Source organism: Azovibrio sp. (assembly GCF_049658005.1).
Classification (GTDB): Bacteria; Pseudomonadota; Gammaproteobacteria; order Burkholderiales; family Rhodocyclaceae; genus Azovibrio.
Map to the genome: position 1 here is coordinate 1 of NZ_JBASOH010000050.1, position 26,714 is coordinate 26,714.

The following is a 26,714-nucleotide window of genomic DNA, read 5'->3' on the forward strand; positions in this document are numbered from 1 at the left end:
ATCCTGCGGTGGACTTCCGGAAATGAGTTTCGCTGATAGAATCCGGCCCATGCGCCGCTGGCTGACCATCCTCCTTCTCGTTTTTCTGCCGTTCCAGTTCTCCTGGGTTGCGGCTGCTGGCTATTGCCAGCACGAGACCGGGTCGGCTGCTCAGCACTTCGGTCATCATGACCACAAGCATCAGGCCGCTGCCGATCACGTCGGCACCCCGGACGCTAAAACCCTCGGTGGTGGCGTTGATGGCGATTGTGTAGCCTGCCATGCCGGTTGCGCTGCCGCGATCTTTAGCATCGTCAGCTTGCCAACTTCCGCCATCGCGTCTTTTGCGATTCCCTGGTTACCGGGGCATCTGAACGAGCCACCTCTCGCGCACCCCGAACGTCCCAACTGGTACTCGCTCGCCTGATACGGCGGGACGGATGCCTGTTCTCAAGTCAGCACGCGCTTTGTAGCCAGTGCTCTCCGTTTCGCCGAATTTATCCTGTAATTTCTGGAGAATTCGATGCGAAGACGTCTATTGCCGCTTGGGTTGGCGGCGCTGTTATTCAACCCCTCTTTTGCACAAACGATCGATATCGGACGTGGTGGCACTTACGAAATCAGTAACGGCAGCGCGCCGCGTGCTGTCGAACCGACATCCTCACTCAGCCTGAAGGCGGCGCTGTCCCTGGCGTTTGGCGCCAGCCCGGAACTGTCGGGCGCCAGACGCGAATTGGAGGCGATCGAAGCAACGATCATTCAGGCGCAAGTCCGCCCGAATCCAGAGCTTGCAACGCTGATCGAGGATACCCAGAAGGCGACCCGGACGACGACCCTGCAGTTGAACCAGCCGATCGAACTGGGTGGCAAGCGCGCCGCCAGGATCGATGCCGCCGAGCGAGGCCGCGATGCCGCAACGGTGGAACTGGACGCCAAGCGCGCTGAAATTCGTGCCGCCGTGGTGGCGTCCTTCTTCGATGTGCTCATTGCCCAGGAACGTTTGCGCCTGGCGCAGGGCTCGGTCGAGTTGGCGCAACGCGCCAGCGGCGCCGCCTCGCGCCGGGTCACAGCCGGCAAGGTGTCACCGGTCGAAGAAACCAAGGCCCGCGTGGCCGAAGCCGGGGTGCGGATTGAATTGACGCTGGCGGTCAGTGAACTGGCGACGGCACGCAAGCGACTCGCTGGCATTTGGGGCAATCCGGCACCGCGTTTCGAGCGCGCCGAAGGGGATCTGAATGCCTTGCCGCCGCTCCCAGCGCTGGCCGATTTGAACGCCCGCCTGGCCACGTCGCCCAATCTATTACGGGCAAAAATCGAGGTTGACCGCCGGCAAGCTCTCGCGGAGATTGAACGCAGCCGGCGCGTTCCGAACGTGACCGTCAGTCTGGGCGCCAAACGCGATGAACAACTGGGTAGAAATCAGGCGATTCTCGGCTTGTCGATTCCCCTTCCCGTGTTCGACCGTAATCAGGGCAACCTGCTGGAAGCACTGCACCGTACTGACAAGGCGCGGGACGACCTGTCGGCCACCGAAATCCGCCTGTCCAACGAGTTGGCACTGGCCTATGAGCGACTGAATAGCGCACGCTGGGAGACGGAGTCGCTGCGGCAGGACATTCTGCCCGGGGCGCAAAGTGCCTACGATGCCGCGACCAAGGGCTTTGAACTGGGCAAATTCAGCTTCCTCGACGTGCTGGATGCCCAACGCACGTCATTCCAGGCCAAATCTCAATATCTGCGCGCTCTGGCCGAAGCGCATCGATCTGCGGCCGAGATCGAACGCATTCTCGGTGAGGCATCGGCCAGTTCCCCCTCTGCCTCAGCCGCTACAAAACCGTAGGAACCCCATGAAAATCGATTTCAAGAAGAAACAAACGCTTTCCATTGCCGGCGTTCTGGTGGCCGGCGTCTTACTTGCCGGACTGATCCTCGGCACCGACAAGTCGCAACCGGAAAACGACGAGCATGGTCACGGCAGTCACACGGAAGCGGCTACGCATGCCGACAAGGAACACCACGGTGAGCCGGCCAAAGACGGCCATGCGGACGACAAGGGGCACGCCGACGAAGAACACCATGAGGCGAGCGCTCCCCGGAAAGGCCCGCACGGCGGGAAACTGTTCACGCAGGAAGGGTATGGCGTCGAGGTCACCATCTTTGAACAGGGCGTCGAGCCGGAGTTTCGCGTCTACGCCTATCAGGATGGCAAGGCGCTCGACCCGGCGGCCAGCCAGGTCAGTCTCACTCTCGAGCGCCTGGGGCGCCCGCCGCAGGCTTTCACCTTCGTGAAGGAAAAGGACTACCTTAAGGGTAATGCGGTGGTCGAAGAGCCGCATTCGTTTGCCGTAACGATCGCCGCCCAGTACGGCAACAAGGCTTATCGTTTCGCTTACGAGCAGATCGAGGCACGCGTCGCCATGTCCGATCAACAACTCAAGCAGAACAACGTCGAGGTGCTGACGGCCGGACCGGCGCGCATCAAGAGTGCCCTGCAACTGATCGGTGAAATCCGCTTCAACGAGGATCGCCAGGTGCACATCGTGCCGCGCTTGACCGGCATCGTCGAATCGGCGGCGGCCAATGCTGGTGATCAGGTGCGCAAGGGCCAGGTTCTTGCCGTGATTTCCAGCCAGGCACTGGCCGACCAGCGCAGCGAACTGCTGGCTGCGCAGAAGCGCCTGGCGCTGGCGCGCACGACCTATGCCCGCGAGAAGAAACTGTGGGAAGAGAAAATTTCCGCCGAACAGGACTATCTGCAAGCCGGCAACGCCCTGCAGGAAGCCGAAATCGCCAACCAAAACGCCCAACAAAAACTGGCTTCGCTCGGCGGCGAACTACGCGGCAGCGGCAATCTGACGCGCTACGAGATTCGCGCCCCGATTGATGGTGTGGTGGTCGAGAAGCACCTCTCTCTGGGCGAAGCGGTCAAGGAAGACGCCAACATCTTCATCATCGCCGACCTGTCCACGGTGTGGGCCGAGATGACGATTTATGCCAAAGACCTCAACACCGTCAAGGTTGGCCAGAAAGCCAGCGTCAAGGCGACCGCGTTTGAATCCCAGAGCAGCGGCACCGTTTCCTACGTTGGCTCGCTGATCGGAGAGCAGACCCGGACCGCGAAGGCGCGGGTCGTACTGCCCAACCCGAAAGGCATCTGGCGCCCCGGTCTGCCGGTCAACATCGAAGTGGTGGCCGACGAGGTCGAGGTGCCGGTGGCGGTCTCGGCGGAGGCGATCCAGAGCGTGCGCGACTGGACCGTCGTATTTGGCCGCTACGGCGACAACCTAGAAGCGCGGCCCGTGCAACTGGGGCGCAGCGACGGCAAATTCACCGAAGTCGTCAGCGGGCTCAACGCGGGTGAGCAGTACGCCGCGCAAAACAGCTTCCTGATCAAGGCCGATCTGGGCAAATCCGGCGCCAGCCACGACCACTAGGAGATCATCATGAAACAGATCATCGCCATTGTGCAACCTCACCGTCTGGAACAGATCGAACACGCCCTGCATGGCCTGGCGCATTTGTCCGGATTCACCATCTTTCCGGCGCGCGGCCATTCCCGCGGAAAAGGTCCGCACCACGCCTTCGCCGCCACCGAGTGGAACCCCGACGCCCACGACCGCCTGGTCTTGATGATGTTCTGCCCCGATGAGCAAGCGCCAACGGTGGTCGAGGCCATTCGCGTCGCTGCCCATACCGGCCTTGCCGGCGACGGCTTGATTGCGGTTTCCGAACTTGCCGACGTGTCACGCATCCGCTCCGGCGAACGCGGCGACGCGGCGCTCTAACCGAAAGATTCCCATGTTCGAAAAAATCATCCGTTTCGCCATCGAGCAGCGCTGGTTAGTGCTGCTGATGGTGCTCGGTATGGCAGCGCTGGGTGTTTATAACTACCAGAAGTTGCCGATCGATGCCGTACCCGACATCACCAACGTGCAAGTGCAGATCAACACGGCGGCCCCCGGTTATTCGCCGCTTGAAGCCGAGCAGCGCATAACCTACCCGATTGAAACCGTCATGGCCGGCTTGCCCGGCCTGCAACAGACCCGTTCGCTGTCGCGCTACGGCCTGTCGCAGGTCACCGTCATCTTCGAGGACGGTACTGACATCTACTTCGCCCGCCAACTCGTCAATGAACGCATCCAGCAGGCGAAAGGGAAACTGCCGGCCGGCACCGAGCCCGGCATGGGACCGATATCCACCGGCCTGGGGGAAATCTTCATGTGGACGGTCGAGGCGAGCGACGGTGCGCTCAAGGCCGATGGCACGCCCTATACGCCCACCGATTTGCGCGAGATCCAGGACTGGATCATCAAGCCGCAGTTGCGCAATGTGCCGGGCGTGACCGAGATCAACACCATCGGCGGCTACGCCAAGGAGTTCCAGGTTGCCCCCTTGCCCGACAAACTCGTTTCCTACGGTCTGGCCATGCCGGACCTGGTCGCCGCGATCGAGCGCAACAATGCCAACGTCGGCGCCGGTTACATCGAAAAGCGCGGCGAGCAGTATCTGATCCGCGCCCCGGGTCAGGTGGCTGACATTGCCGACATCGGCAACATCGTGGTCAGCAGTCGCCAGGGCGTCCCGATCCGTATCCGCGATGTCGCCGAGGTCGGCATCGGCAAGGAGCTGCGCACCGGTGCGGCGACCGAGAACGGGCGCGAGGTGGTGCTCGGCACAGTGTTCATGCTGATCGGCGAGAACAGCCGCAAGGTCTCTCAGGCCGTCGCCAAGCGTCTGGACGAGATCAACCGGACACTGCCGCCAGGCGTGGTGGCCCAGACTGTTTATGACCGGACGATACTGGTGGACAAGGCGATCGACACGGTCAAGAAGAACCTGATCGAGGGGGCCCTGCTGGTCATCGCGATCCTGTTCCTGTTTCTCGGTAATATTCGGGCGGCGATCATCACCGCCCTGGTCATTCCGCTCGCCATGCTGTTCACCTTCACCGGCATGGTCAGCAACAAGGTCAGCGCCAACCTGATGAGCCTGGGTGCACTGGACTTCGGCATCATCATCGATGGGGCAGTGGTGATCGTGGAAAACTGCGTGCGCCGGCTGGCCCATGCACAAGCCGTAGCGGGTCGGCCGTTGACGCGCAACGAACGGTTTCATGAAGTGTTCTCGGCGGCCAAGGAATCGCGCCGTCCGCTGTTGTTCGGCCAACTCATCATCATGGTGGTGTACTTGCCGATCTTCGCGCTCACCGGCGTCGAAGGAAAAATGTTCCATCCAATGGCGTTCACCGTGGTCGCCGCCTTGCTGGGCGCCATGATCCTGTCGGTTACCTTCATCCCGGCCGCCGTGGCGCTGCTGATCGGCGACAAGGTCAGCGAAAAGGAGAGCCGCCTGATGCTGTGGGCCAAGCGAGGCTACGCGCCGATGCTCGATCGGGTGATGCTCAACAAGCCCCTCGTCCTGACCATTGCGGCGGTCGCCGTCATCCTCTCCGCCTTGCTGGCCACCCGCATGGGCAGTGAGTTCGTGCCCAGTCTCAACGAAGGCGACATCGCGCTGCATGCCTTGCGCATTCCCGGGACCAGCCTGTCGCAGGCGATCGAGATGCAAACGGAACTGGAGCGAACCATCAAGCAGTTCCCGGAGGTCGACAGGATTTTCGCCAAACTCGGCACGGCTGAAATCGCCACCGACCCCATGCCGCCCAACGTCGCCGACAACTTCGTCATGTTGAAGCCGCAATCGGAATGGCCCGATCCAAGCCGCGACAAAGCTGATCTGGTCAATGCCATCCAGGCAGCGGTTGCCAAGGTTCCCGGCAATAACTACGAGTTCACTCAGCCGATCCAGATGCGCTTCAACGAGTTGCTTTCCGGGGTGCGCAGCGATGTGGCGGTCAAAGTGTTCGGCGACGACATGGACACGATGAACAGCACCGCCGGGGAAATTGCCGAAGTGCTGGAGAAGATTCCCGGCGCCGCCGACGTCAAGGTAGAACAAACCACGGGTTTGCCGATGATGACCATTCAAATCGACCGCGAGAAGGCCGCTCGTCTGGGTGTGAATGTTGGTGACATCCAGGAGGCAATCGCCATCGCCGTGGGCGGCAGGGAAGCCGGGGTGCTGTTCCAGGGTGACCGGCGTTTCGACATCATCGTCCGTCTGCCCGAACGGCTGCGCAATGACATGGAGGCCATGAAACAGTTGCCCATCCATTTGTCCATGGACGAGCCGGGGGGACAAAATCGCCGTGCCTATCTGCAACTGGGCGACGTGGCGAGCATTGAAGTCGCGCCGGGGCCGAACCAGATCAGCCGCGAAGACGGCAAGCGGCGGGTGGTCGTCACGGCCAATGTCCGCGGCCGGGATATCGGGTCTTTTGTCGCCGAGGCCGAAAAGAAGATGCAACAGACGGTCAAGGTGCCGGCCGGCTACTGGACAACCTGGGGGGGAACCTTCGAGCAGTTGCAGTCGGCGTCAAAACGTCTGCAGATTGTCGTTCCGGTGGCGTTACTGCTGGTATTCATGCTGCTGTTTGCCATGTTCAACAACATCAAGGATGGACTGCTGGTGTTCACCGGCATACCGTTTGCGCTGACCGGTGGCATTCTGGCGCTCTGGCTGCGCGATATCCCGCTGTCCATCTCGGCCGGGGTCGGTTTCATAGCGCTGTCTGGCGTGGCGGTACTCAACGGCCTGGTGATGATCGCCTTCATCCGTTCTCTGCGCGAGGAAGGTCGGTCCTTGGATGCGGCGATTCATGAAGGCGCCCTGACGCGACTGCGCCCGGTGCTGATGACCGCGCTCGTCGCATCACTCGGCTTCATTCCAATGGCCATCGCCACCGGCACTGGCGCCGAGGTGCAGCGCCCGCTGGCTACCGTTGTCATCGGCGGCATCTTGTCATCGACAGCGCTGACCCTGCTGGTATTACCGATCCTGTATTGGCTGGCCCACTGCAAGGATGATGAGGAGGAAGCGGGTGTCGCGGCATAAGCAGTAGGCCACTTGCGCATCAGGTATACCCTGAAAAAGCCTTGGCCGATAGGCTGGGGCTTTTTCAGGGTCGCCAACCCAGCATCCCGGAGAACCAACTGCGGCGCGGTTGATATCAGTCCACGCCGAGTGAAAGGGAAAACACTACCGGTGGGTACTGGGCAACGAGAGCGTAAAGCACGTTTTTCCGCCTTCTGAATCGACCGCAACATTCCCGCCGTGAGCAAACACGATCGATTTTGTGATCGCAAGCCCTAACCCCGAGCTTTCTGTCGTTCGCTGTCGTGAACTATCGACACGATAGAAGCGATTGAACAGACGAGGCAAATGTTCCACAGGAATGTCGCTCCCAGTATTCTCGACGACAACGAGGGTCTTGCCGTCGCCATTCTGGTTGATTTTGACCGTGACCGTGCCTCCCGTCGGCGTATGCCGCAGCGCATTGGACAGCAGATTGCTTACCGCCCGACGCAACATGAGCCGATCACCGACTATTTGGCCATTGCCAGTAAGCGACAAGACAATCGCCTTCTCGTCGGCCAGCACGTCGTAATACTCCAGCAAATCGCCGATTTCCTCAGCGAGATCGATCAGTTCTTGGTTGGGAATGATCTGGTTGTTGTCGGCTTTGGCCAGGAAGAGCATGTCGGAAATGGTTCGCGACAGGCGCTCGAACTCTTCGGCATTCGAAGCCAGGATGTCCCTATAGTCGTCAGCTGACCGCGCTTTCGACAGCGTGACCTGGGTTTGGGTCAGCAAATTGCTGACCGGTGTTCTCAATTCATGCGCCAGATCCGACGAAAAATCCGACAGGCGCTGAAACGACTCCTCAAGCCGCGACAGCATGTCATTCAGGGTGTCGGTCAAGGCGGCCAGTTCAAGCGGAATTGCCTCCGCCGGCAAGCGGGTATGCAGGCGATTGGCGGTAATTTCGGCAGCTTGGCGTTTGATCGAGTGCAGCGGAGCGAGACCGCGGCGGACGACAACCCAGCCCAGCAGCCCGATGGCCAGCGTGGCCAGCGTGATGAACACCCACAAGGTGCCCCGAAATCCCGACATAAAGTGTTCGTGATGGGATATTTCGGTCGCGATGACTATGGTGTAAGGGGTCTTTCCGTCGATCCCGGCGGTCACGGCGGCAGAAATGCCTCGCCATGGGAGCCCATCGGGAGCAGTCCACTTGATGGGGTGCTCGGGATTGCTGACGGCTGGCCGATCGAACAGCGCTGGGGGAAAGGCCAGATTTTCGTTGCCGTATAGAGCTTGTCGGGATGGTCCAAAAACTGCAACCACCAGGCCGTGGTGGCCGGTCAGGGCATCATCGAGTTGCCTTCTGAGCGCGTCGTTGTCTTGTGTTTTCGAATCTCTTTTAAGAATGTGTTGGGTCAGCTCCATTTTTCCGGAGAGCGCTTCCATATCCTGCTGCACGAAATGCTGCTCCACCAAATTGCCAATGAGCAGTCCCAGCAGAAAAAGGACGAGTGCCGCCGCCAAGGCAAACAACAGCGTCAGGCGCAGTGTCAGCGATCGACTCCAGGTAACGTTCAATCCGTAACCTCCAGCACATAGCCCATGCCCCGTACCGTACGGATCAGCTTGGGTTCGAATGCCTCGTCGATCTTTATCCGCAGGCGCTTGATGGCAACTTCGATCACATTGGTGTCGCTATCGAAATTCATGTCCCAAACCTGGGACGCAATTAACGACCGCGGCAAAACCTCGCCTTGCCGCCGAAGCAGCAGTTCGAGCAAGGCGAATTCCTTGGCGGTCAGGTCGATCCGCTTGCCCGATCGACTCACCCGGCGCCGCATCAGATCGAGTTCAAGGTCGGCAGCACGTAGATACTCCGACTCCTTTACCTTGCCGCCACGACGTAACAAGCCTCTCACCCTGGCCAGCAATTCCGAAAAGGCGAAAGGCTTGACCAGATAATCGTCGGCACCGAGTTCCAGCCCCTTGACCCGATCTTCCACCTGGTCGCGGGCCGTCAGGAACAAGACCGGCATTTCCTTGCCGGCCCGGCGGATGCCTTGCAGCACCTGCCAACCGTCAATGCCCGGCAACATGACGTCGAGGATGGCCAGATCGTGGGCTTCCGTCAGTGCCAAATGCAATCCATCCAGCCCGTTGGCGACCAGATCCACCACAAAACCCGCCTCGACAAGGCCCTGCTTCAAATAGGTTCCGGTTTTTGGCTCGTCTTCGACTACCAGTATTTTCATGGCGCTCACTACCTCTTGTTGTTGGTCTATAGAGAATTCTCCTTCGGTTTGCCGGTGCATTTGCTTAGATTACGTAAATGTAATCCGCAAGTCATCCCACTGTCGGTTTGGCAAAAGCACCATGGCGAGCATGGGAGCAATCAGACTCCAACATCCCCACGGAGAAAACACATGAACAAAATACTTATCGGCGCTTTGACGACAATCGTTTTTGGGGCAGGTACGGCCACCATCGTGGCCGCCTCCGGTCTTATCGACATGGGCGCGGATACGCCGCATAACCCGCTGGTCTATAAAGCCCTGGAATTTGGCCGGGAGCGATCGATTGCCCGCCGTGCGGCCGACCTCAAGGTGCCCGATGATTTCGGTAACCCGGAGCGGGTCCGGCGCGGGGCCGGGAATTACGATGCCATGTGTATCGATTGTCACCTGGCACCCGAAATGTCAGACTCGGAAATCCGCAAGGGCTTGTATCCAAGGCCGCCTAATCTAGTCACTCAGGCTCAAATGCCGGAACTCTCCAGGGATTCCGCACGTGACTTCTGGATCATCAAGCATGGCATCAAAGCGTCGGGAATGCCGGCTTGGTCGAAAGGCGGCATGGATGACGAGGCGATCTGGGATTTGGCCGCGTTCGTGCAGAAACTGCCGGGGCTAGCAAAGGCCGACTACGACCAACTGGTTGCTGCCAGTGATGGTCACGCGCACGGCGGCGTAAACGACCATGTCGATGGTCATGACGAACACGAATCGTCATCGGCGGTAAATACAGCGCTCAAACCCGTCGGTTCACCGGCGGCGGTGCACAGTCATGATGACCATGGACACGGCACGCACAAGCATTAGGCGATCGAAGCTTACAGAAATGTAATTTCGCGGTCAGCTTTTTGTTGGTCACGTAACACCATACTGACCGCACTTGATCTCCTGAGGAATATTTTCATGACGAAGCCCATCGCTGTTTTCCTGACTGTATTTGCCCTGGGCACAGGCATCACCTTGCCTGCATCGGCGGCCGAAATGGTCGATGTCTATAAGAGTCCCTACTGCGGTTGCTGCGGCAAGTGGGTCGATCATCTCAAGGCCGCCGGGTTCGAGGTGCGCACTCATGAGGTCAACGATGTGCCAGGGACGCGCAAGCGTCTGGGTATGCCCGATCGCCTCGGCTCTTGCCATACTGCAAAGGTCGCCGGCTATGTCGTCGAAGGCCATGTGCCGGCAGCCGACATTGAACGCTTGATCAAGGAGAAGCCAAAGGCCCTCGGACTGGCCGTGCCATCCATGCCGCCAGGTTCTCCCGGGATGGAAAGTCCTCGCCCTGTGCCGTATGAAACCCTGCTGGTCACTCAGGACGGCAGCACTAGTGTCTACGCCAAGCACTGACGGGAAGCAAAATGAAACTTTTTCAGAGGAACAATCCGGCAAGTATATTAACGCCACGTCGCCGGTTCGTGCAGGGTCTGATCGGCGGTGGTGTGCTGGCAGGCATCTCGCCTTGGGTGCAAGCAGCAGTCGCCCCGCTTGGCCTGACGCCGACGGGTAGCGCACCCGTACTATCCGGACCCGAAATTCAACTGACAGTCGCGGAAACCCCCGTAAACTTTACCGGGGAGATGCGACTGGCGACGACCATCAACGGCTCGCTGCCGGCGCCTACCCTGCGCTTGCGCGAAGGCGACATGGTCACCATCCGGGTGAACAACCGTCTGCCGGTCGCCACCTCGATTCATTGGCACGGCATCCTCCTGCCCTTCCAGATGGATGGGGTTCCCGGCATCAGTTTCGCCGGCATTGCCCCCGGGGAAACATTCACCTATCGTTTTCGCCTCCAGCAAAGCGGTACTTACTGGTATCACTCGCATTCCGGCCATCAGGAGCAGACGGGAATGTACGGGGCGATCATCGTCGAACCGCGGGGCGGCGAAACAATCCGCGCGGATCGTGACTATGTTGTTCAGTTGTCGGACTGGACCGACGAGAATCCGGAACATGTGTTCGCCAAACTCAAAGTCCAAAGCGACTATTACAACTACAGCAAGCCAACGGTCGGCGATTTCTTCCGTGATGTCTCGGATGGCGGTGTCGCTGCAGCAATCGAGAAGCGCAAGATGTGGAACGAAATGCGCATGAATCCGACTGATCTCGCCGATTTGTCCGCAGCCACCTATACCTACTTGATGAATGGCACGACCCCGGCTGGCAACTGGACGGGGCTTTTCCGTCCCGGCGAGCGGATTCGCCTGCGCTTCATCAATGGTGCCGCCAATAGCTTTTACGACGTGCGTATTCCGGGCCTGAAGCTGACGGTCGTCCAGTCGGATGGCGTCAATGTCGAACCGGTCACCGTCGACGAATTCCGCTTCGGCCCGGGTGAAACCTACGATGTACTGATCGAGCCGACAGAAGAAGCACATACGATCTTTGCCCAGTCCATGGATCGCAGTGGCTACGCCCGCGGTACGCTGGCCGTGCGTGCCGGATTGGAGGCGCCGGTGCCGATGCTTGACAAGGTCGAATGGCTGACCATGGCCGACATGATGGGCAGCATGGGGGGCATGAGCCATGGGGCAATGCCGGGAATGGACCGCGCATCCATGAGTCATGAGATGCCGGGCATGGATCACGGCGCCATGCCGATGGCGCATGACATGGACAATATGGGGCATGGTGCGATGGCAATGGATCATAGCCAGCACATGATGCACGACAATCCGCTGGCCAAACCATCCGCTAAAGTCCACCACGCCAGGACGGAGTATGGCCCGAGCACCGATATGCGCGTCGATATGCCACGCACCGGCCTTGATGATCCTGGCATTGGTCTGCGCAACAATGGTCGCAAGGTATTGACGCTGGCCGATCTGTCCACGATTGGCGGCCCGCTCGACCCGCGCGGGCCGACGCGCGAAGTCGAACTGCACCTGACCGGCAATATGGAACGCTACACCTGGTCGTTCGACGGCCTTGAGTTCGGCAGCAGCACGCCGGTGCATTTCAAACATGGCGAACGGGTGCGGGTCATTCTGCAGAACGACACGATGATGACGCACCCGATGCATATGCACGGTCTGTGGAGCGAGCTGGAAACAGCAGAGGGGAAATTTCAGGCACGTCGCCATACCATCCCGGTGCAACCGGCTCAACGCATCAGTTTTCTCGTGAATGCGGATGCGGTTGGACGCTGGGCCTGGCACTGCCACCTGATGTTCCACATGCACGCCGGCATGTTCCGAGAGGTGGTGGTGTCATGAGTAAATTCGGCCAAAAGGGAATGAAGATGAAGATGCGCAAAGCGCTGATCGCCCTCGTTGCGATTGCCGGTTTTCAGCCCGTCTGGGCTCAATCGGGACAGGAAATGGCTGCTATGGATCATGGCAACAGGAGCATGCAAGGCGGATCAGCCCCGACCAACGCGCGCGATCCGCATGCCTATGCGGATGGCAATACGCTGGACAGTGGCGAATATGCGCAGTCCGGACCGCGCCAACTGCGACTGGCCGACGAGCACAATTTCGGCAGCCTGCTGGTTGACCGTCTGGAGCACATTAGAACCAATGACGGCGCCAATTCGACCGCCTACGACCTGCAGGCATGGTTTGGTCGTGACTACGATCGTCTGGTGATCAAGGCTGAAGGAGATTACGCCAAGGGCCAGCTTCAAGAAGCCCGTACCGAACTGTTGTGGGGGCATGCCGTCGCCAATTACTGGGATGCGCAACTTGGCGTACGCCACGATAGCGGTGTCGGCCCCAATCGTTCCTGGCTGGCTTTGGGCATCCAGGGGCTGGCCCCCTACTGGTTTGAAGTGGAAGCGGCCGCCTATCTGGGTGAGGACGGCCGTAGTGCCTTGCGCCTCGCTGCAGACTATGACCTCCTGCTTACCCAACGCCTCATTCTGCAGCCACGTGCCGAGTTCAATCTCTATGGCAAGCGCGACCTGGCACGGAATATCGGCAGTGGCTTGTCCGACGGCGCGTTGGGTTTGCGCCTGCGCTACGAATTCTCGCGCCAGATTGCCCCCTACATCGGGGTCGAGCGGGTAGAGAAATTCGGTCAAACAGCCGACATAGCTCGTGATGCTGATGAGCGTGTCGGAGAAACGCGTTGGGTGGCCGGATTGCGTTTCTGGTTCTAGGTCAGTCCGCCGATAACGCATCAGTCGCCTGAATATTCCTTTCATTTTGTAACATCTAAATTGAACCACACCACAGGAGTTCTCATGAAAACTGCAATCACCGTCGCCACCCTGGCTTTCCTTGCCATCGCCAACACCCCGGCCATCGCCGAGTCCGGACACATGGACATGAAGCACGGTGCAGGCATGTCGCATGACGCCGGCCAGCCCATGGCCAAAATGTCGGAAGGCACGGTCAAGAAAGTGGACAAGGCGGCCGGCAAGATCACCATCGCGCACGGTCCGTTGGGAAACCTCAATATGCCGGGCATGACGATGGCTTTTGCCGTCAAGGACAAGGCGATGCTCGACCAGGTTAAACCCGGCGACAAGATTCGCTTTGTCGCCATGGACATGGGCGGCACGCTGACCGTGTCTTCGTTGGAAAATACCAAGTAAACAGTGCTGGAGACCGCAGTGATGGATGCTCGCCTGGTTCGCTCAGGAAAAAGCCCGTGGCGCCTTGCCGCCGTTGCCGTGTCGCTGGCGCTCTGGACGCAGTTCGGCATGGCGGCAGAAGATGTACCGGGAAAAACGGTCGACGAATTGTTGGCCTACGCCCGCGAGCACAATCCCGACCTGCGGGTTCGTCGCCTCGATGCCCAGGCGCAGCATGAACGGGTGGAATCCGCATCGGCCTTGCCCGATCCGAAATTCCAGGTCGAACTGATGGATTTCACCAATGCGATGACCCCCGGTAAGTCCGCGTCGCTGCTGCCGGGCGAGGTGGGCACCACCCGCTACCGGGTCATTCAGGGGTTTCCCTTCCCCGGCAAACGCGGCTTGCGGGGCGAGGTCGCGGAAGCGCTGGCCGGCCAGGCGGATACCAGCCACGATACGGCCCGCCTCGATCTGGAAGGGAAAATCAAGACGGCCTATGCGCGTTATTTCCAGGCGGTGGGCCAGTCGCGAATTCTCAACGAAACCCTGCAACTCGTTGGCGCGCTCGAGCATCTGGTAGTTCAACGCTATAGCGTGGGCCTGGTGCCGCAACAGGACGCGGTCCGCGCCCAGAGCGAGAGCACCAGTCTCAAGGTCGATCTGGTCGAAAGCGAACGGCGGCGCCGCGATGCTGCCGCCAAGCTGAATGCTTTGCTGCCCCGGGATGCCGATGCCCCTTTGGCCGAACCAGTACGTCTCGCGACAATCCCGCCAAGTCCGACGCTGGTGCAGGTTTTTGCCCGCGCCAAGGAGATTTCCCCCGACTTGAGCCGGGAGCGACTGGGGGTCGATGCCGCCGAGAAGGGCAAGGATCTGACCTACCTGAATCGCTATCCCGACTTCGGCGTCGCCCTGACCAACAATCGTCCGCGATCCGAGATGATCGGTCCGCAAACCTGGGACCTGATGCTGGAAGTCAATATCCCGCTGCAACAATCTTCCCGTCGCGCCCAGGAACGGGAAGCCGGGTACCGGCTGGACGCCGCCCGCGAACGCGTGGCCGCCGCTGAGGCCCGGCTCAACGGGCGTCTTGGTGAAACGTTGGCCGGCCTCAATGCCAGTGTCGACAAGGCCCGCCTGTTGCGCGACACGCTGTTGCCGCAAGCCCGAGCTACGCTGGATGCGGCACAGGCCGGCTATGAAAGTGGACGGGTCAATTTCAATACCCTGATCGAGGCGGAACGGCAGATTCTGCGCGCCCGGCTGGCTCTGCTCGACGCCGAGGTCGACGCCAATATCCGTCAAGCTGAACTCGAACAATTGGTAGGAGCACCGCTGTGAAGAAGTCGTCCCTCGTTTTATCCCTGGTCGCCGTTGCGGTTATTGCCGCCTATGGTGGTTACCGAACCGGTCAGCACGGCGATACGAGCAATGCCGCCACCCCAAACCAAGCATCGGTCGCCGGCGAAGGCAAGGCCGAACGCAAGGTGCTCTACTACCGCAATCCGATGGGCTTGCCCGACACCTCGCCGACACCAAAGAAAGACTCGATGGGGATGGACTATATCGCGGTCTACGAAGGCGATGAACCGGATGGCGAGGGGGCCGTCAAGGTCAGCCCGGCTCGCCTGCAGACCCTGGGCGTCAAGACTGCCAAGGCCGAAATGCAAGTGCTCGATGGCGGTGTCCGCGCCGTCGGCCGTATCGAAGTCGACGAACGGCAAACTTACGACATCGCGCCCCGCTTCGAAGGATGGATCGAGCGACTGCTGGTCAATGCCAGTGGCGATCCAGTCAAGCGCGGCCAGCCCCTGTTCTCGGTGTATAGCCCGGAACTGGTTTCGGCGCAGAAGGAACTGGCTATTGCGCAGGCCTTGAAGCTCGATACGCCGGGCGCCGACCCGTCGGCGCGCGAGGCCGCGCAACGCCTGGCCGATGCGGCCCGCGAACGACTGGCCAACTGGCAGGTGGGGGTCAAGGACAACCAGGTTGGGAGCCGGATCACCTTTGCTTCGCCGGTCGCCGGCATCGTTCTGGAAAAGAAGGCGGTCGAAGGCATGCGCTTCGCACCGGGGACGACAATTTACCGTATTGCCGATCTGTCCACAGTCTGGGTCATCGCCGATGTCTATGAGCAGGATCTCAAACGGGTCAAGGTTGGTGAGTCGGCGATGGTCGATATCGATGCCTTTCCGGGGCGTCACTTCGCAGCCAAAGTCAGTTACCTCTATCCGACCCTGAATACGGCAACCCGGACCACACCGGTGCGCCTCGAACTGCCGAACAAGGACGGCTTGCTGCGTCCCGGCATGTTCGCCCACGTCGAACTGGCGACCGCCGGCAATACGACCCGGCTCACCGTACCCAAGTCGGCGGTTATCGACACCGGCGAACGCCAGATCGTCCTGCGCGTTGCCGGTGAAGGCAAGTTCCAGCCGCAGCCAGTCAAGATCGGCATGCGCGGCAAGGATGCCGTCGAGATTCTCGAAGGGCTGGAAGCCGGTGTGGAAGTCGTGGTGGCCGCGAATTTCCTGATCGACGCCGAAAGCAATCTCAAGGCGGCGCTGTCTACCTTCTCCGAACCGAAAGCGGCGGCGGCCGCGAAGAGTTATTCGGCGATGGGCACCATTGATACGGTCGACGCGGCAAACAACACGATTTCGATGAATCATGAAGCCATTCCGGCCTTGAAGTGGCCGGCGATGACCATGGAATTCGGCCTGGCTGACGCCAATGTCGCCAAGGGTCTGCTGCCGGGGCAGACCGTGCATTTCAGTTTCGAAGACCGCGGCAACGGCGAATTCGTGATCGTCCGCCTCGAAAAGATGGACGGCAAGACGACGACCAGCCATCAGGGAGCGCACTGAGATGCTCGGCAAGTTGATTGAATGGTCGGCCCGCAATGTGTTCATTGTCCTGCTGGCCACCCTGGCCTTGATCGGCGGCGGCATTTATGCCGTCAAAAAGACGCCGCTTGATGCGCTGCCCGACCTCTCCGACGTCCAGGTCATCGTCTACACGCCCTATGCCGGGCAGGCGCCCAAGGTCGTCGAGGACCAGATCACCTACCCGCTGACCACGGCCATGCTGGCGGTACCCAAGGCCAAGGTCGTGCGCGGTTTTTCGATGTTCGGCGCCTCCTACGTCTACGTCATTTTCGAGGACGGGACCGATATCTACTGGGCACGTTCGCGGGTGCTCGAATACCTCAGCGCCGCCCAGGGCAACCTGCCGGCCGGGGTGTCGCCGCAACTCGGGCCGGATGCGACCGGCGTCGGCTGGGTCTTCCAGTACGCGCTGACCGGCAAGAACCAGTCGCTGGCCGACCTCAGGAGCATCCAGGACTGGTATGTCCGTTACCAGCTGACCAAGGCGGGAGGCGTCGCCGAAGTCGCCAGCGTCGGCGGTTTCGTCAAGGAATACCAGGTCACGGTCGACCCGCACCGCCTGGCCACCTACGGTATCCCGCTCGCCCGCCTGAGCCAGGTCATTCGCGAATCGAACCGCGATGTCGGCGGCCGGGTGATTGAGATGGCTGAAAAGGAATTCATGGTCCGCGGCCTCGGTTATCTGAAAGGCATCGAGGACATCGAAACGCTGGTTCTGAAAAGCGACGGTGGCACGCCGGTGCTGGTGCGTGATGTGGCGAAAGTCGAACTGGTGCCGGCCGGCCGCCGTGGCATCACCGAACTGAACGGCGAAGGCGAAGTCGTCTCGGGCATCGTCATGGCGCGCTTTGGTCAGAATGCGCTGGATGTCATCGCCAACGTCAAGGCCAAGATCGAGGAATTGAAATCCGGGCTACCAAGTGGCGTGGATATCGTTCCGGTCTATGACCGATCCGGCCTGATCGAGCGCGCGATTGACAATCTCAAGCACACCCTGCTCGAAGAAAGTCTGATCGTCGCGGTCGTCTGCGTGGTTTTCCTGATGCACGTCCGGAGCGCACTGGTCGCCATCCTGACCTTGCCGATCGGCATCCTGATCGCTTTCATCGCCATGCGCTCGCTGGGCATGGGCAGCAACATCATGAGCCTGGGTGGCATCGCCATCGCCATCGGGGCGATGGTCGACGCGGCCATCGTGATGATCGAGAACGCCCACAAGCGGCTAGAGCACCTCCCACCCGACGCCACCCAGGCGGAGCGCGGGGCAACCATGATCAAGGCCTGCAAGGAAGTCGGCCCGGCGCTGTTCTTCTCGCTGCTGATCATCACCGTTTCTTTCCTGCCGGTGTTCACGCTCGAAGGCCAGGAAGGCCGTCTGTTCAGTCCGCTCGCCTTCACCAAGACCTTTTCGATGGCCGGCGCCGCCTTGTTGTCGGTGACGCTGGTGCCGGTCCTGATGATGTTCTTCATTCGCGGGCGCATCATGCCGGAGCAGAAAAATCCGGTGAATCGCTTCCTGATCTGGGCCTACCGGCCAATCATCCAGTGGGTAATGCGCCACAAGATCCTGACGCTGGTCCTGGCATTGGTGTCGATGGCGGTGACGATCATTCCGGCCCGCCAGATCGGTTCCGAATTCATGCCGACCCTGAACGAGGGCTCGCTGTTCTATATGCCCGCCTCGCTGCCCGGCATGTCGGTGACTGAAGCCGCGCGCCTGCTGCAGACCACCGACCGGGTCATCAAGACCTTCCCCGAAGTTGAGTCGGTCTATGGCAAGGCCGGCCGTGCGGCCACGGCGACCGACCCGGCACCGATGGAAATGTTCGAAACCGTGATCAACCTCAAGCCGGAAAAGGAATGGCGGGCCGGCATGACGGTGGACAAGCTGATTGCCGAAATGGATGCGGCGCTCAAGTTCCCCGGTGTGGCCAACTCGTGGACCATGCCGATCAAGGCGCGTATCGACATGCTGTCGACCGGCATCCGCACGCCGGTCGGCGTCAAGGTGTTCGGCAAGGATCTGGGCGAGATCGAGAAGCTGGCCCGCCAGATCGAACAAGCCGTCAAGACGGTGCCGGGCACGTCGAGCGCCTACGCCGAGCGGGTGACCGGCGGCTATTACCTCGACATCACCCCGCGCCGCGACCAACTGGCGCGCTACGGCATCACCGTCGGCGATTTCCAGCAAGTGGTCAGCACCGCGCTGGGCGGTGCCCCGGTAACCACCGCCGTCGAAGGGTTGGAGCGCTACAACATTGCGGTGCGCTATCCGCGCGCCCTGCGCGAGGATCCGCAAAGCATTGCCAGTGAAGTCTTCATTCCGAGCAGCATGGGCATGATTCCGCTTGGCCAGCTGGCCAAGGTGGAATTGCGCAACGGTCCCCCCGGCATCAAGACCGAAAATGCCTTGCTTGCCGCTTATGTCTTTGTCGACATTCGTGACCGCGATGTCGGTTCCTACGTCAAGGACGCGCAGAAAGCCGTGAGCGAGAAGGTCAGCTTTCCGCCGGGTTACTACGCCACCTGGTCCGGCCAGTTCGAATATATGGAGCGCGCCAAAGCCAAGCTGGCGGTAGTCGTGCCGCTGACCCTGGCGATCATCTTCGTGTTGCTCTATCTGAATTTCCGGCGTCTGACCGAAACGGTCATTGTCATGCTGTCCGTTCCCTTCGCCCTGGTCGGTGGCATCTGGCTGATGTGGTGGCTGGGCTACAACATGAGCGTCGCCGTCGCGGTCGGCTTCATCGCGCTGGCCGGGGTGGCCGCCGAAACCGGGGTCGTCATGCTGATCTATCTCGACCAGGCCTGGCAAGAGCTCAGGCAAAGGCGACGAGCCGAGGGTGCGGTGCCGAGCGCCGCTGACCTCTACCACGCAATCATGGAAGGTGCTGTCGAACGGGTGCGTCCGAAGATGATGACCGTCGTCGCCATCATGGCCGGCCTGCTGCCCATTATGTGGAGCAGTGGTACCGGTTCCGAAGTGATGAGCCGCATCGCGGCCCCCATGGTCGGCGGCATGATTTCTTCGACGATCCTGACGCTGGGCGTGATTCCGGCGCTCTACGCACTGGTCAAGGAGTGGCGATTGAAGCGAGGTTTGGAGCAATGAGTTTGCATATGCGTCGGTGGGGCATGTTGTTTGCACTGTCGATCGGAATGGTTGGCCTCTCGCATGGACAAGGCTGGGTGGTTCCCAAACCCAGCTTCGGTTTGATGCCAAATGCTGCTGCTGGCAAGCAGCTATTCGCCAAGCACTGTGCGGCCTGTCACGGCGCCGACCTGAAGGGGTCGGACAAGGGGCCGCCTTTGCTGCACAAGATATACGAACCTGCGCACCACGCCGATGCCGCTTTCCAACTGGCAGCGGCCAATGGCGTGCGCGCTCATCACTGGAAGTTTGGTGATATGGCGCCTGTCAAGGGGGTAACCCCGGACGACGTCGCCCACATCACCGCATATGTTCGGATGGAACAGCGGAAGATTGGCATCCAATAGCAGCGGGATCGCCTGAATCTTTCAGGGGCTTGTGACCAATGGTGCCAGATAGGAAAAGTTGAATTTCTTGCTTGAGCAGAGCGAAACACACAGGGCGGAGTTTTGACAAGGGGCTCATTGCATTCTTGAAGTCAGCGCTCCATCTGTCCCCGACCGTTTGAAGAATCCCTGCGCTGAAGCAATTCCTGACGAAAATGTAATTAACACGTCACCGTGTGGACGGCCGGCGAAGCCCAAACTGCAATAGTCCAAGCGATTTCGACTTTGACGCTTTTCGTCTAACACAGGAGCCACGATCATGAAACTGTCCATTCTCATTGCTAGTGTTCTTTTTGCTGGTGCCGCCACAACTGGCGTTGCCTTTGCCGGCAACGACGATTCTCCAGCCCAGAAAGCTGCTGAAACACAGGCGGACCATTCCGTGGTCAAGCCGCATTCCCATGTTCAAGAGAAAACTGGCGTGCCGCAAACGATGCCAGGCTCAAAAGCCGATAGGCCGAATGCAGCCAAGGATAAGAGCATGCACAATCACCCGCGAGACATGAAGTAATTGGTTTTTGAGAGGCCCCGGACCAGGGGCCTTGTCACTTATTCGAGCGTGGATATTTGCAAGCCAGCCAAAAATGCAACCATTGGAACAATCCCGCTCCTCCGAATTTGACTTGACGCAGCCGGCGCCCGAGGGCGATCCGAGGCTGTGCAGCCACGGATCGATGAGTTACGTCTTGGACCTCGCTTATTCCGACGAGGTTATCGTGCCTTTTCCCAGCCTCGGCCACCATCCCGGGACGCTGGACATATAGGATCGATATTCCTCGCCGAACTCCGCTATGGCCAGCCCTTCCTCCTTGCGGGCGAGGCGGATATAGATAGTCACCAGGATCGGGAAGAGGACGAGGGTGATCAAGGTCGGCCACTGAAAGAGGAAGCCGATCATGACCAGAATGAATGCGGTGTACTGCGGATGGCGGATCCGTGCATACGGCCCGGTGCGGGCCAGACTTCCTTCGCGCTGTGCCTGATAGAGAACCGGCCACGCCTTGGCCAGGAGCCAGAAGCCAGCGAGGATGAAGACCGTGGATAGCAGATGGAAGGGACCAAAATGCGGATTGCCGCGCCAGCCGAAGAGCATTTCCGGCAGGTGGCCGGCGTCGTGCGACAGCCAGTCGATGCCGGGAAAACGTTCGGTCAACCAACCCGACAGCAGGTAAATCGTCAGCGGGAAGCCGTACATCTCGGTGAACAATGCCACGATGAATGCCGAAAACATGCCGAGCGTCCGCCAGTCCTGGCGGCTTTTCGGCTTGAAGAAACTGGCGGCGAAGACGATGAAAAAGATCGAGTTGATGACCACCAGGGACCACAGTCCGTAATCGCTGTTGCCGTGGTTCATTTTTCGTCCTTCGCGCTGCTGTCTTTTGCCTGCTGGCCATGTTCGCCATGTCCATGGTGCATGAACAGGTGCATCAGCGGACAAGCCAACAGGATCAGCCAGGGCAGGACGCCAAAAAAGTGTGCCTGATGCTCGGACAGCAGGTAGAACAGCGCTGCTGCCGCGAAAATCCACCATCCCCAGTTTAATCGCCGCTGATGATGCGTGTGCTGCATTGGTGCAGCGGGCTTGCCGGTCGTGTTTTCAGTCATGTTTTTTCTCCGCGCAGCGTTACTCAGTGCAGCTTGGCTGGAGGGCGGTTGCAGCAGGCGCCGCTGCCAGCATCGGCGGCGTTCTCGATTTCATTGCGTTCGGTGAACCGCCACCAGTCGCGGCGAAAACCATGCAGTCCGCCTTTGAGGATCAATCCGGAGCTGGTCGCCACGGCCTCGATCTGCGCCAGTGTCGCCTGCCGCAGGTCATATTCGACGAGCAAATCGTCATCGACAGGCCGGGCTACGGTAACGCCCATCATCTGCAGCAACTTGTCGCTGGCCTTACGCAGTGTTTCAGACGCCGGGGAAACGAACTGCAACTTGCGCTTTTTCGCTATCGGACGGATGTCGACCGTACGTTGCGGCCCGGTATAGAGCGCCGGGTTCTGAGTAAAGCGCTCCCGGCATTGCTCGGAACAGAAATGAAAAACGAGACTGCGGTGGGTTGTCGAATAATGTGATTCAGCAACCGGGATGTCCATGCCGCAGACCGGATCGCGGCTTGTCAAACTCTTGCCTGCCATGATGTATCTCCTTGTGCGTCGGGTGAGATGAGCGTGCCATTGGAATGACAATCACCCCACCGGATGCCTTTCAGTCTGCGCCGCTGAAGCGGTCGACATGGTGACCAGCTGATTACATTTTTGTCAGCCGTTCGCTTCAGGCGCCCCTCAGCCGGAGCGCGTTGCCAACCACGCTGACCGAAGAAAGACTCATGGCGGCGGCAGCGATGACCGGCGAGAGGACCAGTCCGAACGCCGGGTAGAGGACGCCGGCGGCGATGGGGATGCCCAGCGCGTTGTAGAGGAAGGCAAAGACGAGGTTCTGCCGCATATTGCCGACCGTCGCGGCGGACAACAGGCGTGCCCGGGCAATGCCGCGCAGGTCGCCCTTGACCAGCGTCACCTGGGCGCTGTTCATGGCGACGTCGGTACCGGTCCCCATGGCCACCCCGACATCGGCACGGGCCAGCGCCGGCGCATCGTTGATGCCGTCGCCGGCCATCGCAACGACCCGGCCTTCGCCCTGCAGGCGCTCGACCAGGGCTAGTTTGTCCGCCGGCTTGACCTCGCCATGCACTTCGTCGATGCCCAGCCGGGCACCGACGGCCTTGGCCGTGGTCAGCCCATCACCGGTGGCCATGATGACCCGCAAGCCCACCGCCCGCAGGCTGGCCAGTGCTTCCGGGGTACTGGCCTTGACCGGGTCGGAAACGGCAAGCAGGCCGAGCAATTTTCCGTCGGCGGCGAGATGCATGACGCTGGCACCATTTTTCCGGAGTTTTTCGGCATCGTCGGCTAACGCTGCCGTATCGACGCCTTCCTGAACCATCAGTGCCCCGTTGCCAAGCGCCAGTCGGCGGCCGCCAAGGTTTCCATGGACGCCGATGCCGCTGGCCGATTCAAAATCCTCAACTTTGTCGAGAGTTAGCCCCTGGTCACGGGCGGCGCGGACAATCGCCTCGGCCAGCGGATGTTCGCTCCCTTGGTCGAGGCTGGCGGCCAAACGAAGTACCTCGTCCCTGGTGGTGCCGGAAACGGCGATTGCCTGCTCGAAAGTCGGCCGTCCTTCGGTCAGGGTGCCTGTCTTGTCGACAATCAGCGTGTCGACCTTGCACATCCGCTCGATGGCCGCCGCATCCCGGAAAAGGATGCCCTGGGTGGCCCCGCGGCCAGTCGCGACCATGATCGACATCGGCGTGGCCAGACCCAGCGCGCAGGGGCAGGCGATGATGAGTACCGAGACGCCGTTGATCAGCCCGAGCAACCAGCCGCGCTCGCCACCAAAGAAGCCCCAGGCAAAGAAACTGGTTAGCGCAATGCCGATCACGACCACCACAAAATACGCCGCCACGACGTCCGCCATGCGCTGCATCGGCGCCTTCGAGCGCTGGGCCTGGGCGACCATCTGGACGATCTGGGCGAGGACCGTCTGCGAGCCGACCTTCTCCGAGCGGATGACCAGACTGCCGGAAGTATTCATGGTGGCGCCGATCGTTTTGTCACCCACCCGCTTGGTCACCGGCAAAGGCTCCCCGGTGAGCATCGATTCGTCGATGGCACTGACACCTTCGATGACGACCCCGTCGACCGGGACTTTCTCGCCGGGACGAACGCGCAGCTGGTCACCGACGTGGACCTGGTTGAGCGGCACGTCTTCCTCCGTGCCATCGGGCGCAATGCGGCGGGCGGTCTTGGGCGCCAGGCCGAGCAGCGACTTGATGGCGGCCGAGGTCTGCGAACGGGCCCGCAATTCCAGCATCTGGCCGAGCAGGGTCAAGGAGATGATGACGGCGGCCGCCTCGAAATAGACGCCGATACGACCGTGGGACACGAAGGAAGCCGGGAAAAGCCCCGGTGCCAGCGCGGCGACGACGCTATAGACGAAGGCCGCACCGGTGCCGATACCGATCAGGGTCCACATGTTCGGACTGCGCTGGATGATCGACCGCCAGCCGCGCACGAAGAACGGGGCGCCGGCCCAGAGTACGATGGGCAGGCTGAGCAGCATCTCGCTCCAGGTCCGGACCGCCGGCGTCAATCCGGGAATGACATGCCCAGCCATGGCCAGGACGACGACGATGACGGTCAACGGCAAACTGCCCCAGAAACGACGACGAAAATCCTGGTACTCGCTGTCGTCTTCTTCCTGTTCGAGTTCAGGCAATAGCGGTTCGAGCGCCATACCGCATTTCGGGCAGCTTCCCGGCCCGATCTGGCGGACTTCCGGGTGCATCGGGCAGGTATATTCGGCGCCCGGATCGGTGACCGGCACTGCCGCCGAGGTCTCGGCAGGTGCCAGATAGCTGGCCGGATCGGCATCGAATTTCGTTTTGCACTTGGCGCTGCAGAAGCGGTAGGGAATCCCCGCCAGCATGCTTTGGTGGGGCGATTCAGGCTTTACGGTCATGCCGCAGACGGGATCCTGGTTCATACAGCTTCCTTTCGAAGGACGATTCAAATTTTCAGGCGAGCCTCACGGCATTGCATTTCATTTCCACCATCTGGCGCAGGACGGCTTCCTCGGCGATAAAAATCTCGACCGCTTCCGGCGAGAATTGGGTGCCTGACAGGCGTACGATTTCCTGGCGTGCACTGTCGAAAGGCAGCGCCTTGCGGTATGAACGATCAGAGGTCATCGCATCCAGGGTGTCGATGACGGCGAACAGGCGAGCGCCCAGCGGAATCTCCTCTCCGTGCAGGCCCCGCGGATAGCCGGTACCGTCATGACGCTCCTCGTGGCAGCGGACCAATGCCGAGGCAATGGCGAGGTCCGGCAACTGGCTCACGATGTGATAGCCCAACTCGACATGGGTTCGCATCTGCACCCATTCCGCGTCGTTGAGCCCTTGCTGTTTGAGCAGGATATGGTCGGGAATGCCGATTTTTCCGATGTCGTGGAGTAAAGCACCCCAGTAAATCTGGCGCAGGTACGCCGGGTCGGTCACCAGATGGCGGGCCAGGACCAAGGTGTGGCAGGCTGTCCGGCGCGAGTGAAGGCCAGTTTCCTTTTCGCGGATATCCAGGGTCTCGGTGAGCGCCTCGACGAAGCGCCCATAGAGTCCCTCGATGGTGAGCGTAGCACCGTGCGGCTGCAGGCACCGGTCCAGCAGACAAGCTTCACATTGCAGGGCATCGCAATTATGCAGATACAGGCGGTTCGTTGCAGTCGATCCGCAATTAGCGCATTTTTCGGCAACGTGACCACCTGCCTCCATCGCCAATTCCTCCGGGGGAGTTTCCATGATTTGCCCGCTACGGTACCGGAAGGAAGCGATGCTTAGGGCTTACCCATGCCAGGCATTCCTTGGCCACCGGACTTCATCATCATTTCCATCATGTCCATGCGTTTTTCCATCTGCTGCATGCGCTCGTCAGTGCTGCCCATCGGGCCGCCTGAACCCATCATCATGCCCATGCCGCCCTGGCCCATTTTTCCCATCATCGGGCAACCCATCATGCCGGCTTGCATGCCGCTGGCCATCTGCATGTTCTCCCGCATCGTCAGCATATGCTCGGCCATGGCCTTCTGGCGCTCATCGTCGGTCTTGGCCTTGGCAACACGATCAAGCTGAAGCTGCATTTTTTCGACGTTTTTCTGCATCGCCTTGACCGTCTGCTCCGATGCCTTTGCCGTTGCCTGTGTCGGCGCCGATTGTGCTGCGGGCGCACGTTCCGGATGATGAGCATCGTCGGCCACGGCCGGCATGGCCGTGGCGATCGACGTCGAGGCGATCAGGGTGGCCAGCATTAAGGTATTCAGTTTCATGATTCATCTCCTTCATTGAGATTAGTTGCCCATCCGCCAATAGACTGTCGAATGGAGTCGAGTGAGCCTTCTCATTGATCCCATGATGGTCTTTCAAACCTTACGGGAACATGAGCAGAACATTACCGATTCGTCAGTTTGTACCCGCCGAAGCGGAAACCGGGACTTAGCGCCCGCGCTTGCGGCACTACTCAATGATCTTTGTTGCGGTCGCTTGAAGGTGGCTCAGGGCAGCGGTGCCAAACTGCGACAAAGAATGGTAAAGAATGCAAGTGATGAGCAGTTTCGGTGCATCAAAATGGGAGCGACTCCCGAAGGAGCCGCCGAGTTCGCGTAACGCTTGTGATCAGCCGCGATGGTCCTGATGAAGGATATTGTCCAAACGCATAACTTCGTCACCGTGCATCATGATCTTTTGACCGTCTTTGGTTTCCATGACTTGGCCCTGTTTCATTCGCACGGCACGCCCAAGCTTGTCCTCCATGCCCATCTTGCCGTCCTTGAGGATATAGACCGTCGAGCCATCCTTGAGCTGGATCGCTTTCTGAACCTCTTCGGCGGGGTAAGCCGCGAAGGCGGAAACGGCGGCGGTACTCAGAGCGGCAACCATCAACAATTTCTTCAGCATTTCTTTCTCCTTGAGAGTATTTAACTTACATTTCAGATGCTAACTACGGATGTCTGACGATTTCCCAGTTGCCG

The 26,714-nt window shown here is 60.2% G+C and carries 24 protein-coding genes; 14 read left to right on the forward strand and 10 right to left on the reverse strand.

Features of this window, described 5'->3' with window-relative positions; translation table 11 throughout:
• A partial coding sequence (locus WBH99_RS05085) for a hypothetical protein (RefSeq protein WP_424219030.1) occupies nucleotides 1–262 on the reverse strand: 262 nt, incomplete at its 3' end.
• 240 nt (nucleotides 263–502) lie between these two features.
• On the opposite strand from WBH99_RS05085, the gene WBH99_RS05090 reads away from it, so the two are divergent.
• The 4 genes from WBH99_RS05090 to WBH99_RS05105 are packed head-to-tail and all read left to right on the forward strand — an operon-like array spanning nucleotide 503 to nucleotide 6,933.
• Nucleotides 503–1,819 carry a TolC family protein gene (locus tag WBH99_RS05090; RefSeq protein ID WP_046531527.1) on the forward strand — a complete coding sequence of 439 codons (1,317 nt, stop codon included), beginning with the start codon at nucleotides 503–505 and terminating at the stop codon, nucleotides 1,817–1,819.
• A 7-nt stretch (nucleotides 1,820–1,826) separates the two neighbouring features.
• Nucleotides 1,827–3,413, forward strand: a complete 1,587-nt coding sequence (locus WBH99_RS05095) for an efflux RND transporter periplasmic adaptor subunit (RefSeq protein ID WP_046531528.1) — start codon at nucleotides 1,827–1,829, stop codon at nucleotides 3,411–3,413.
• Between the two features lie 9 nt (nucleotides 3,414–3,422).
• A complete protein-coding gene (locus WBH99_RS05100; RefSeq protein ID WP_046531529.1) occupies nucleotides 3,423–3,764 on the forward strand; it encodes a P-II family nitrogen regulator in 342 nt (113 codons plus the stop codon).
• A 13-nt stretch (nucleotides 3,765–3,777) separates the two neighbouring features.
• Nucleotides 3,778–6,933: an efflux RND transporter permease subunit gene (locus WBH99_RS05105; RefSeq protein ID WP_424219031.1), complete on the forward strand. Its 3,156-nt coding sequence runs from the start codon at nucleotides 3,778–3,780 to the stop codon at nucleotides 6,931–6,933.
• A gap of 144 nt (nucleotides 6,934–7,077) precedes the next feature.
• Here the strand turns inward: WBH99_RS05105 and WBH99_RS05110 are convergent, their stop codons facing one another.
• A complete protein-coding gene (locus WBH99_RS05110) occupies nucleotides 7,078–8,481 on the reverse strand; it encodes a heavy metal sensor histidine kinase (RefSeq protein WP_424219032.1) in 1,404 nt (467 codons plus the stop codon).
• On the reverse strand, nucleotides 8,478–9,155 hold the full coding sequence (locus tag WBH99_RS05115; RefSeq protein WP_424219033.1) for a heavy metal response regulator transcription factor: 678 nt from the start codon (nucleotides 9,153–9,155) through the stop codon (nucleotides 8,478–8,480). The genes WBH99_RS05110 and WBH99_RS05115 overlap by 4 nt, the downstream gene beginning before the upstream one ends.
• Nucleotides 9,156–9,326: 171 nt before the next feature.
• On the opposite strand from WBH99_RS05115, the gene WBH99_RS05120 reads away from it, so the two are divergent.
• From WBH99_RS05120 to WBH99_RS05165, 10 genes are all read left to right on the forward strand, one after another.
• On the forward strand, nucleotides 9,327–10,001 hold the full coding sequence (locus WBH99_RS05120; protein ID WP_046531532.1) for a c-type cytochrome: 675 nt from the start codon (nucleotides 9,327–9,329) through the stop codon (nucleotides 9,999–10,001).
• Nucleotides 10,002–10,097: 96 nt separating this feature from the next.
• The gene (locus tag WBH99_RS05125; RefSeq protein ID WP_424219034.1) at nucleotides 10,098–10,538 is read left to right on the forward strand and encodes a DUF411 domain-containing protein; all 441 of its coding nucleotides are present in this window, start codon (nucleotides 10,098–10,100) and stop codon (nucleotides 10,536–10,538) included.
• An 11-nt stretch (nucleotides 10,539–10,549) separates the two neighbouring features.
• Nucleotides 10,550–12,406 carry a copper resistance system multicopper oxidase gene (locus WBH99_RS05130; RefSeq protein ID WP_424219035.1) on the forward strand — a complete coding sequence of 619 codons (1,857 nt, stop codon included), beginning with the start codon at nucleotides 10,550–10,552 and terminating at the stop codon, nucleotides 12,404–12,406.
• Nucleotides 12,403–13,290 (forward strand): copper resistance protein B, encoded by an 888-nt coding sequence (locus WBH99_RS05135; RefSeq protein WP_424219036.1) that lies wholly within the window; start codon nucleotides 12,403–12,405, stop codon nucleotides 13,288–13,290. The genes WBH99_RS05130 and WBH99_RS05135 overlap by 4 nt, the downstream gene beginning before the upstream one ends.
• Nucleotides 13,291–13,374: 84 nt before the next feature.
• Nucleotides 13,375–13,728, forward strand: coding sequence for a copper-binding protein (locus WBH99_RS05140; RefSeq protein ID WP_424219037.1), 354 nt, complete (start codon nucleotides 13,375–13,377; stop codon nucleotides 13,726–13,728).
• A 21-nt stretch (nucleotides 13,729–13,749) separates the two neighbouring features.
• Complete coding sequence (locus WBH99_RS05145; RefSeq protein ID WP_424219038.1) at nucleotides 13,750–15,051, forward strand: TolC family protein; 1,302 nt, start codon at nucleotides 13,750–13,752, stop codon at nucleotides 15,049–15,051.
• Complete coding sequence (locus tag WBH99_RS05150) at nucleotides 15,048–16,577, forward strand: efflux RND transporter periplasmic adaptor subunit (protein WP_424219039.1); 1,530 nt, start codon at nucleotides 15,048–15,050, stop codon at nucleotides 16,575–16,577. Before WBH99_RS05145 ends, WBH99_RS05150 begins: the two co-directional genes overlap by 4 nt.
• A 1-nt stretch (nucleotide 16,578) precedes the next feature.
• Entirely contained in the window at nucleotides 16,579–19,710 is a 3,132-nt protein-coding gene (locus WBH99_RS05155; protein ID WP_424219040.1) for an efflux RND transporter permease subunit, read from the forward strand.
• Complete coding sequence (locus WBH99_RS05160) at nucleotides 19,707–20,096, forward strand: c-type cytochrome (protein ID WP_424219041.1); 390 nt, start codon at nucleotides 19,707–19,709, stop codon at nucleotides 20,094–20,096. Before WBH99_RS05155 ends, WBH99_RS05160 begins: the two co-directional genes overlap by 4 nt.
• A gap of 298 nt (nucleotides 20,097–20,394) precedes the next feature.
• Nucleotides 20,395–20,646 (forward strand): hypothetical protein, encoded by a 252-nt coding sequence (locus WBH99_RS05165; protein ID WP_424219042.1) that lies wholly within the window; start codon nucleotides 20,395–20,397, stop codon nucleotides 20,644–20,646.
• Nucleotides 20,647–20,832: 186 nt separating this feature from the next.
• On the opposite strand, the gene WBH99_RS05170 is transcribed toward WBH99_RS05165, so the two are convergent.
• From WBH99_RS05170 to copK, 7 genes are all read right to left on the reverse strand, one after another.
• Nucleotides 20,833–21,489: a methyltransferase family protein gene (locus tag WBH99_RS05170; protein WP_424219043.1), complete on the reverse strand. Its 657-nt coding sequence runs from the start codon at nucleotides 21,487–21,489 to the stop codon at nucleotides 20,833–20,835.
• Entirely contained in the window at nucleotides 21,486–21,704 is a 219-nt protein-coding gene (locus WBH99_RS05175) for a DUF2933 domain-containing protein (RefSeq protein ID WP_424219110.1), read from the reverse strand. Before WBH99_RS05175 ends, WBH99_RS05170 begins: the two co-directional genes overlap by 4 nt.
• Before the next feature lie 59 nt (nucleotides 21,705–21,763).
• Entirely contained in the window at nucleotides 21,764–22,267 is a 504-nt protein-coding gene (locus tag WBH99_RS05180; RefSeq protein ID WP_424219044.1) for a YHS domain-containing protein, read from the reverse strand.
• Between the two features lie 136 nt (nucleotides 22,268–22,403).
• Nucleotides 22,404–24,677: a heavy metal translocating P-type ATPase gene (locus WBH99_RS05185; protein WP_424219045.1), complete on the reverse strand. Its 2,274-nt coding sequence runs from the start codon at nucleotides 24,675–24,677 to the stop codon at nucleotides 22,404–22,406.
• 31 nt (nucleotides 24,678–24,708) lie between these two features.
• Nucleotides 24,709–25,488, reverse strand: coding sequence for an HD-GYP domain-containing protein (locus WBH99_RS05190; RefSeq protein ID WP_424219046.1), 780 nt, complete (start codon nucleotides 25,486–25,488; stop codon nucleotides 24,709–24,711).
• 35 nt (nucleotides 25,489–25,523) lie between these two features.
• Complete coding sequence (locus tag WBH99_RS05195; RefSeq protein ID WP_424219047.1) at nucleotides 25,524–26,012, reverse strand: hypothetical protein; 489 nt, start codon at nucleotides 26,010–26,012, stop codon at nucleotides 25,524–25,526.
• A 346-nt stretch (nucleotides 26,013–26,358) separates the two neighbouring features.
• Nucleotides 26,359–26,640, reverse strand: coding sequence for a periplasmic Cu(I)/Cu(II)-binding protein CopK (gene copK, locus WBH99_RS05200; protein ID WP_424219048.1), 282 nt, complete (start codon nucleotides 26,638–26,640; stop codon nucleotides 26,359–26,361).
• Between the last annotated feature and the right edge of the window lie 74 nt (nucleotides 26,641–26,714).

Coding starts and splice junctions, on each gene's coding strand:
- WBH99_RS05090 (WP_046531527.1), top strand. CDS start 503: ATGCGAAGACGTCTATTGCCGCTTGGGTTGGCGGCGCTGTTATTCAAC.
- WBH99_RS05095 (WP_046531528.1), top strand. CDS start 1,827: ATGAAAATCGATTTCAAGAAGAAACAAACGCTTTCCATTGCCGGCGTT.
- WBH99_RS05100 (WP_046531529.1), top strand. CDS start 3,423: ATGAAACAGATCATCGCCATTGTGCAACCTCACCGTCTGGAACAGATC.
- WBH99_RS05105 (WP_424219031.1), top strand. CDS start 3,778: ATGTTCGAAAAAATCATCCGTTTCGCCATCGAGCAGCGCTGGTTAGTG.
- WBH99_RS05115 (WP_424219033.1), bottom strand. CDS start 9,155: ATGAAAATACTGGTAGTCGAAGACGAGCCAAAAACCGGAACCTATTTG.
- WBH99_RS05120 (WP_046531532.1), top strand. CDS start 9,327: ATGAACAAAATACTTATCGGCGCTTTGACGACAATCGTTTTTGGGGCA.
- WBH99_RS05125 (WP_424219034.1), top strand. CDS start 10,098: ATGACGAAGCCCATCGCTGTTTTCCTGACTGTATTTGCCCTGGGCACA.
- WBH99_RS05130 (WP_424219035.1), top strand. CDS start 10,550: ATGAAACTTTTTCAGAGGAACAATCCGGCAAGTATATTAACGCCACGT.
- WBH99_RS05135 (WP_424219036.1), top strand. CDS start 12,403: ATGAGTAAATTCGGCCAAAAGGGAATGAAGATGAAGATGCGCAAAGCG.
- WBH99_RS05140 (WP_424219037.1), top strand. CDS start 13,375: ATGAAAACTGCAATCACCGTCGCCACCCTGGCTTTCCTTGCCATCGCC.
- WBH99_RS05145 (WP_424219038.1), top strand. CDS start 13,750: ATGGATGCTCGCCTGGTTCGCTCAGGAAAAAGCCCGTGGCGCCTTGCC.
- WBH99_RS05155 (WP_424219040.1), top strand. CDS start 16,579: ATGCTCGGCAAGTTGATTGAATGGTCGGCCCGCAATGTGTTCATTGTC.
- WBH99_RS05160 (WP_424219041.1), top strand. CDS start 19,707: ATGAGTTTGCATATGCGTCGGTGGGGCATGTTGTTTGCACTGTCGATC.
- WBH99_RS05165 (WP_424219042.1), top strand. CDS start 20,395: ATGAAACTGTCCATTCTCATTGCTAGTGTTCTTTTTGCTGGTGCCGCC.
- WBH99_RS05170 (WP_424219043.1), bottom strand. CDS start 21,489: ATGAACCACGGCAACAGCGATTACGGACTGTGGTCCCTGGTGGTCATC.
- WBH99_RS05175 (WP_424219110.1), bottom strand. CDS start 21,704: ATGCAGCACACGCATCATCAGCGGCGATTAAACTGGGGATGGTGGATT.
- WBH99_RS05180 (WP_424219044.1), bottom strand. CDS start 22,267: ATGGCAGGCAAGAGTTTGACAAGCCGCGATCCGGTCTGCGGCATGGAC.
- WBH99_RS05185 (WP_424219045.1), bottom strand. CDS start 24,677: ATGAACCAGGATCCCGTCTGCGGCATGACCGTAAAGCCTGAATCGCCC.
- WBH99_RS05190 (WP_424219046.1), bottom strand. CDS start 25,488: ATGGAAACTCCCCCGGAGGAATTGGCGATGGAGGCAGGTGGTCACGTT.
- WBH99_RS05195 (WP_424219047.1), bottom strand. CDS start 26,012: ATGAAACTGAATACCTTAATGCTGGCCACCCTGATCGCCTCGACGTCG.
- copK (WP_424219048.1), bottom strand. CDS start 26,640: ATGCTGAAGAAATTGTTGATGGTTGCCGCTCTGAGTACCGCCGCCGTT.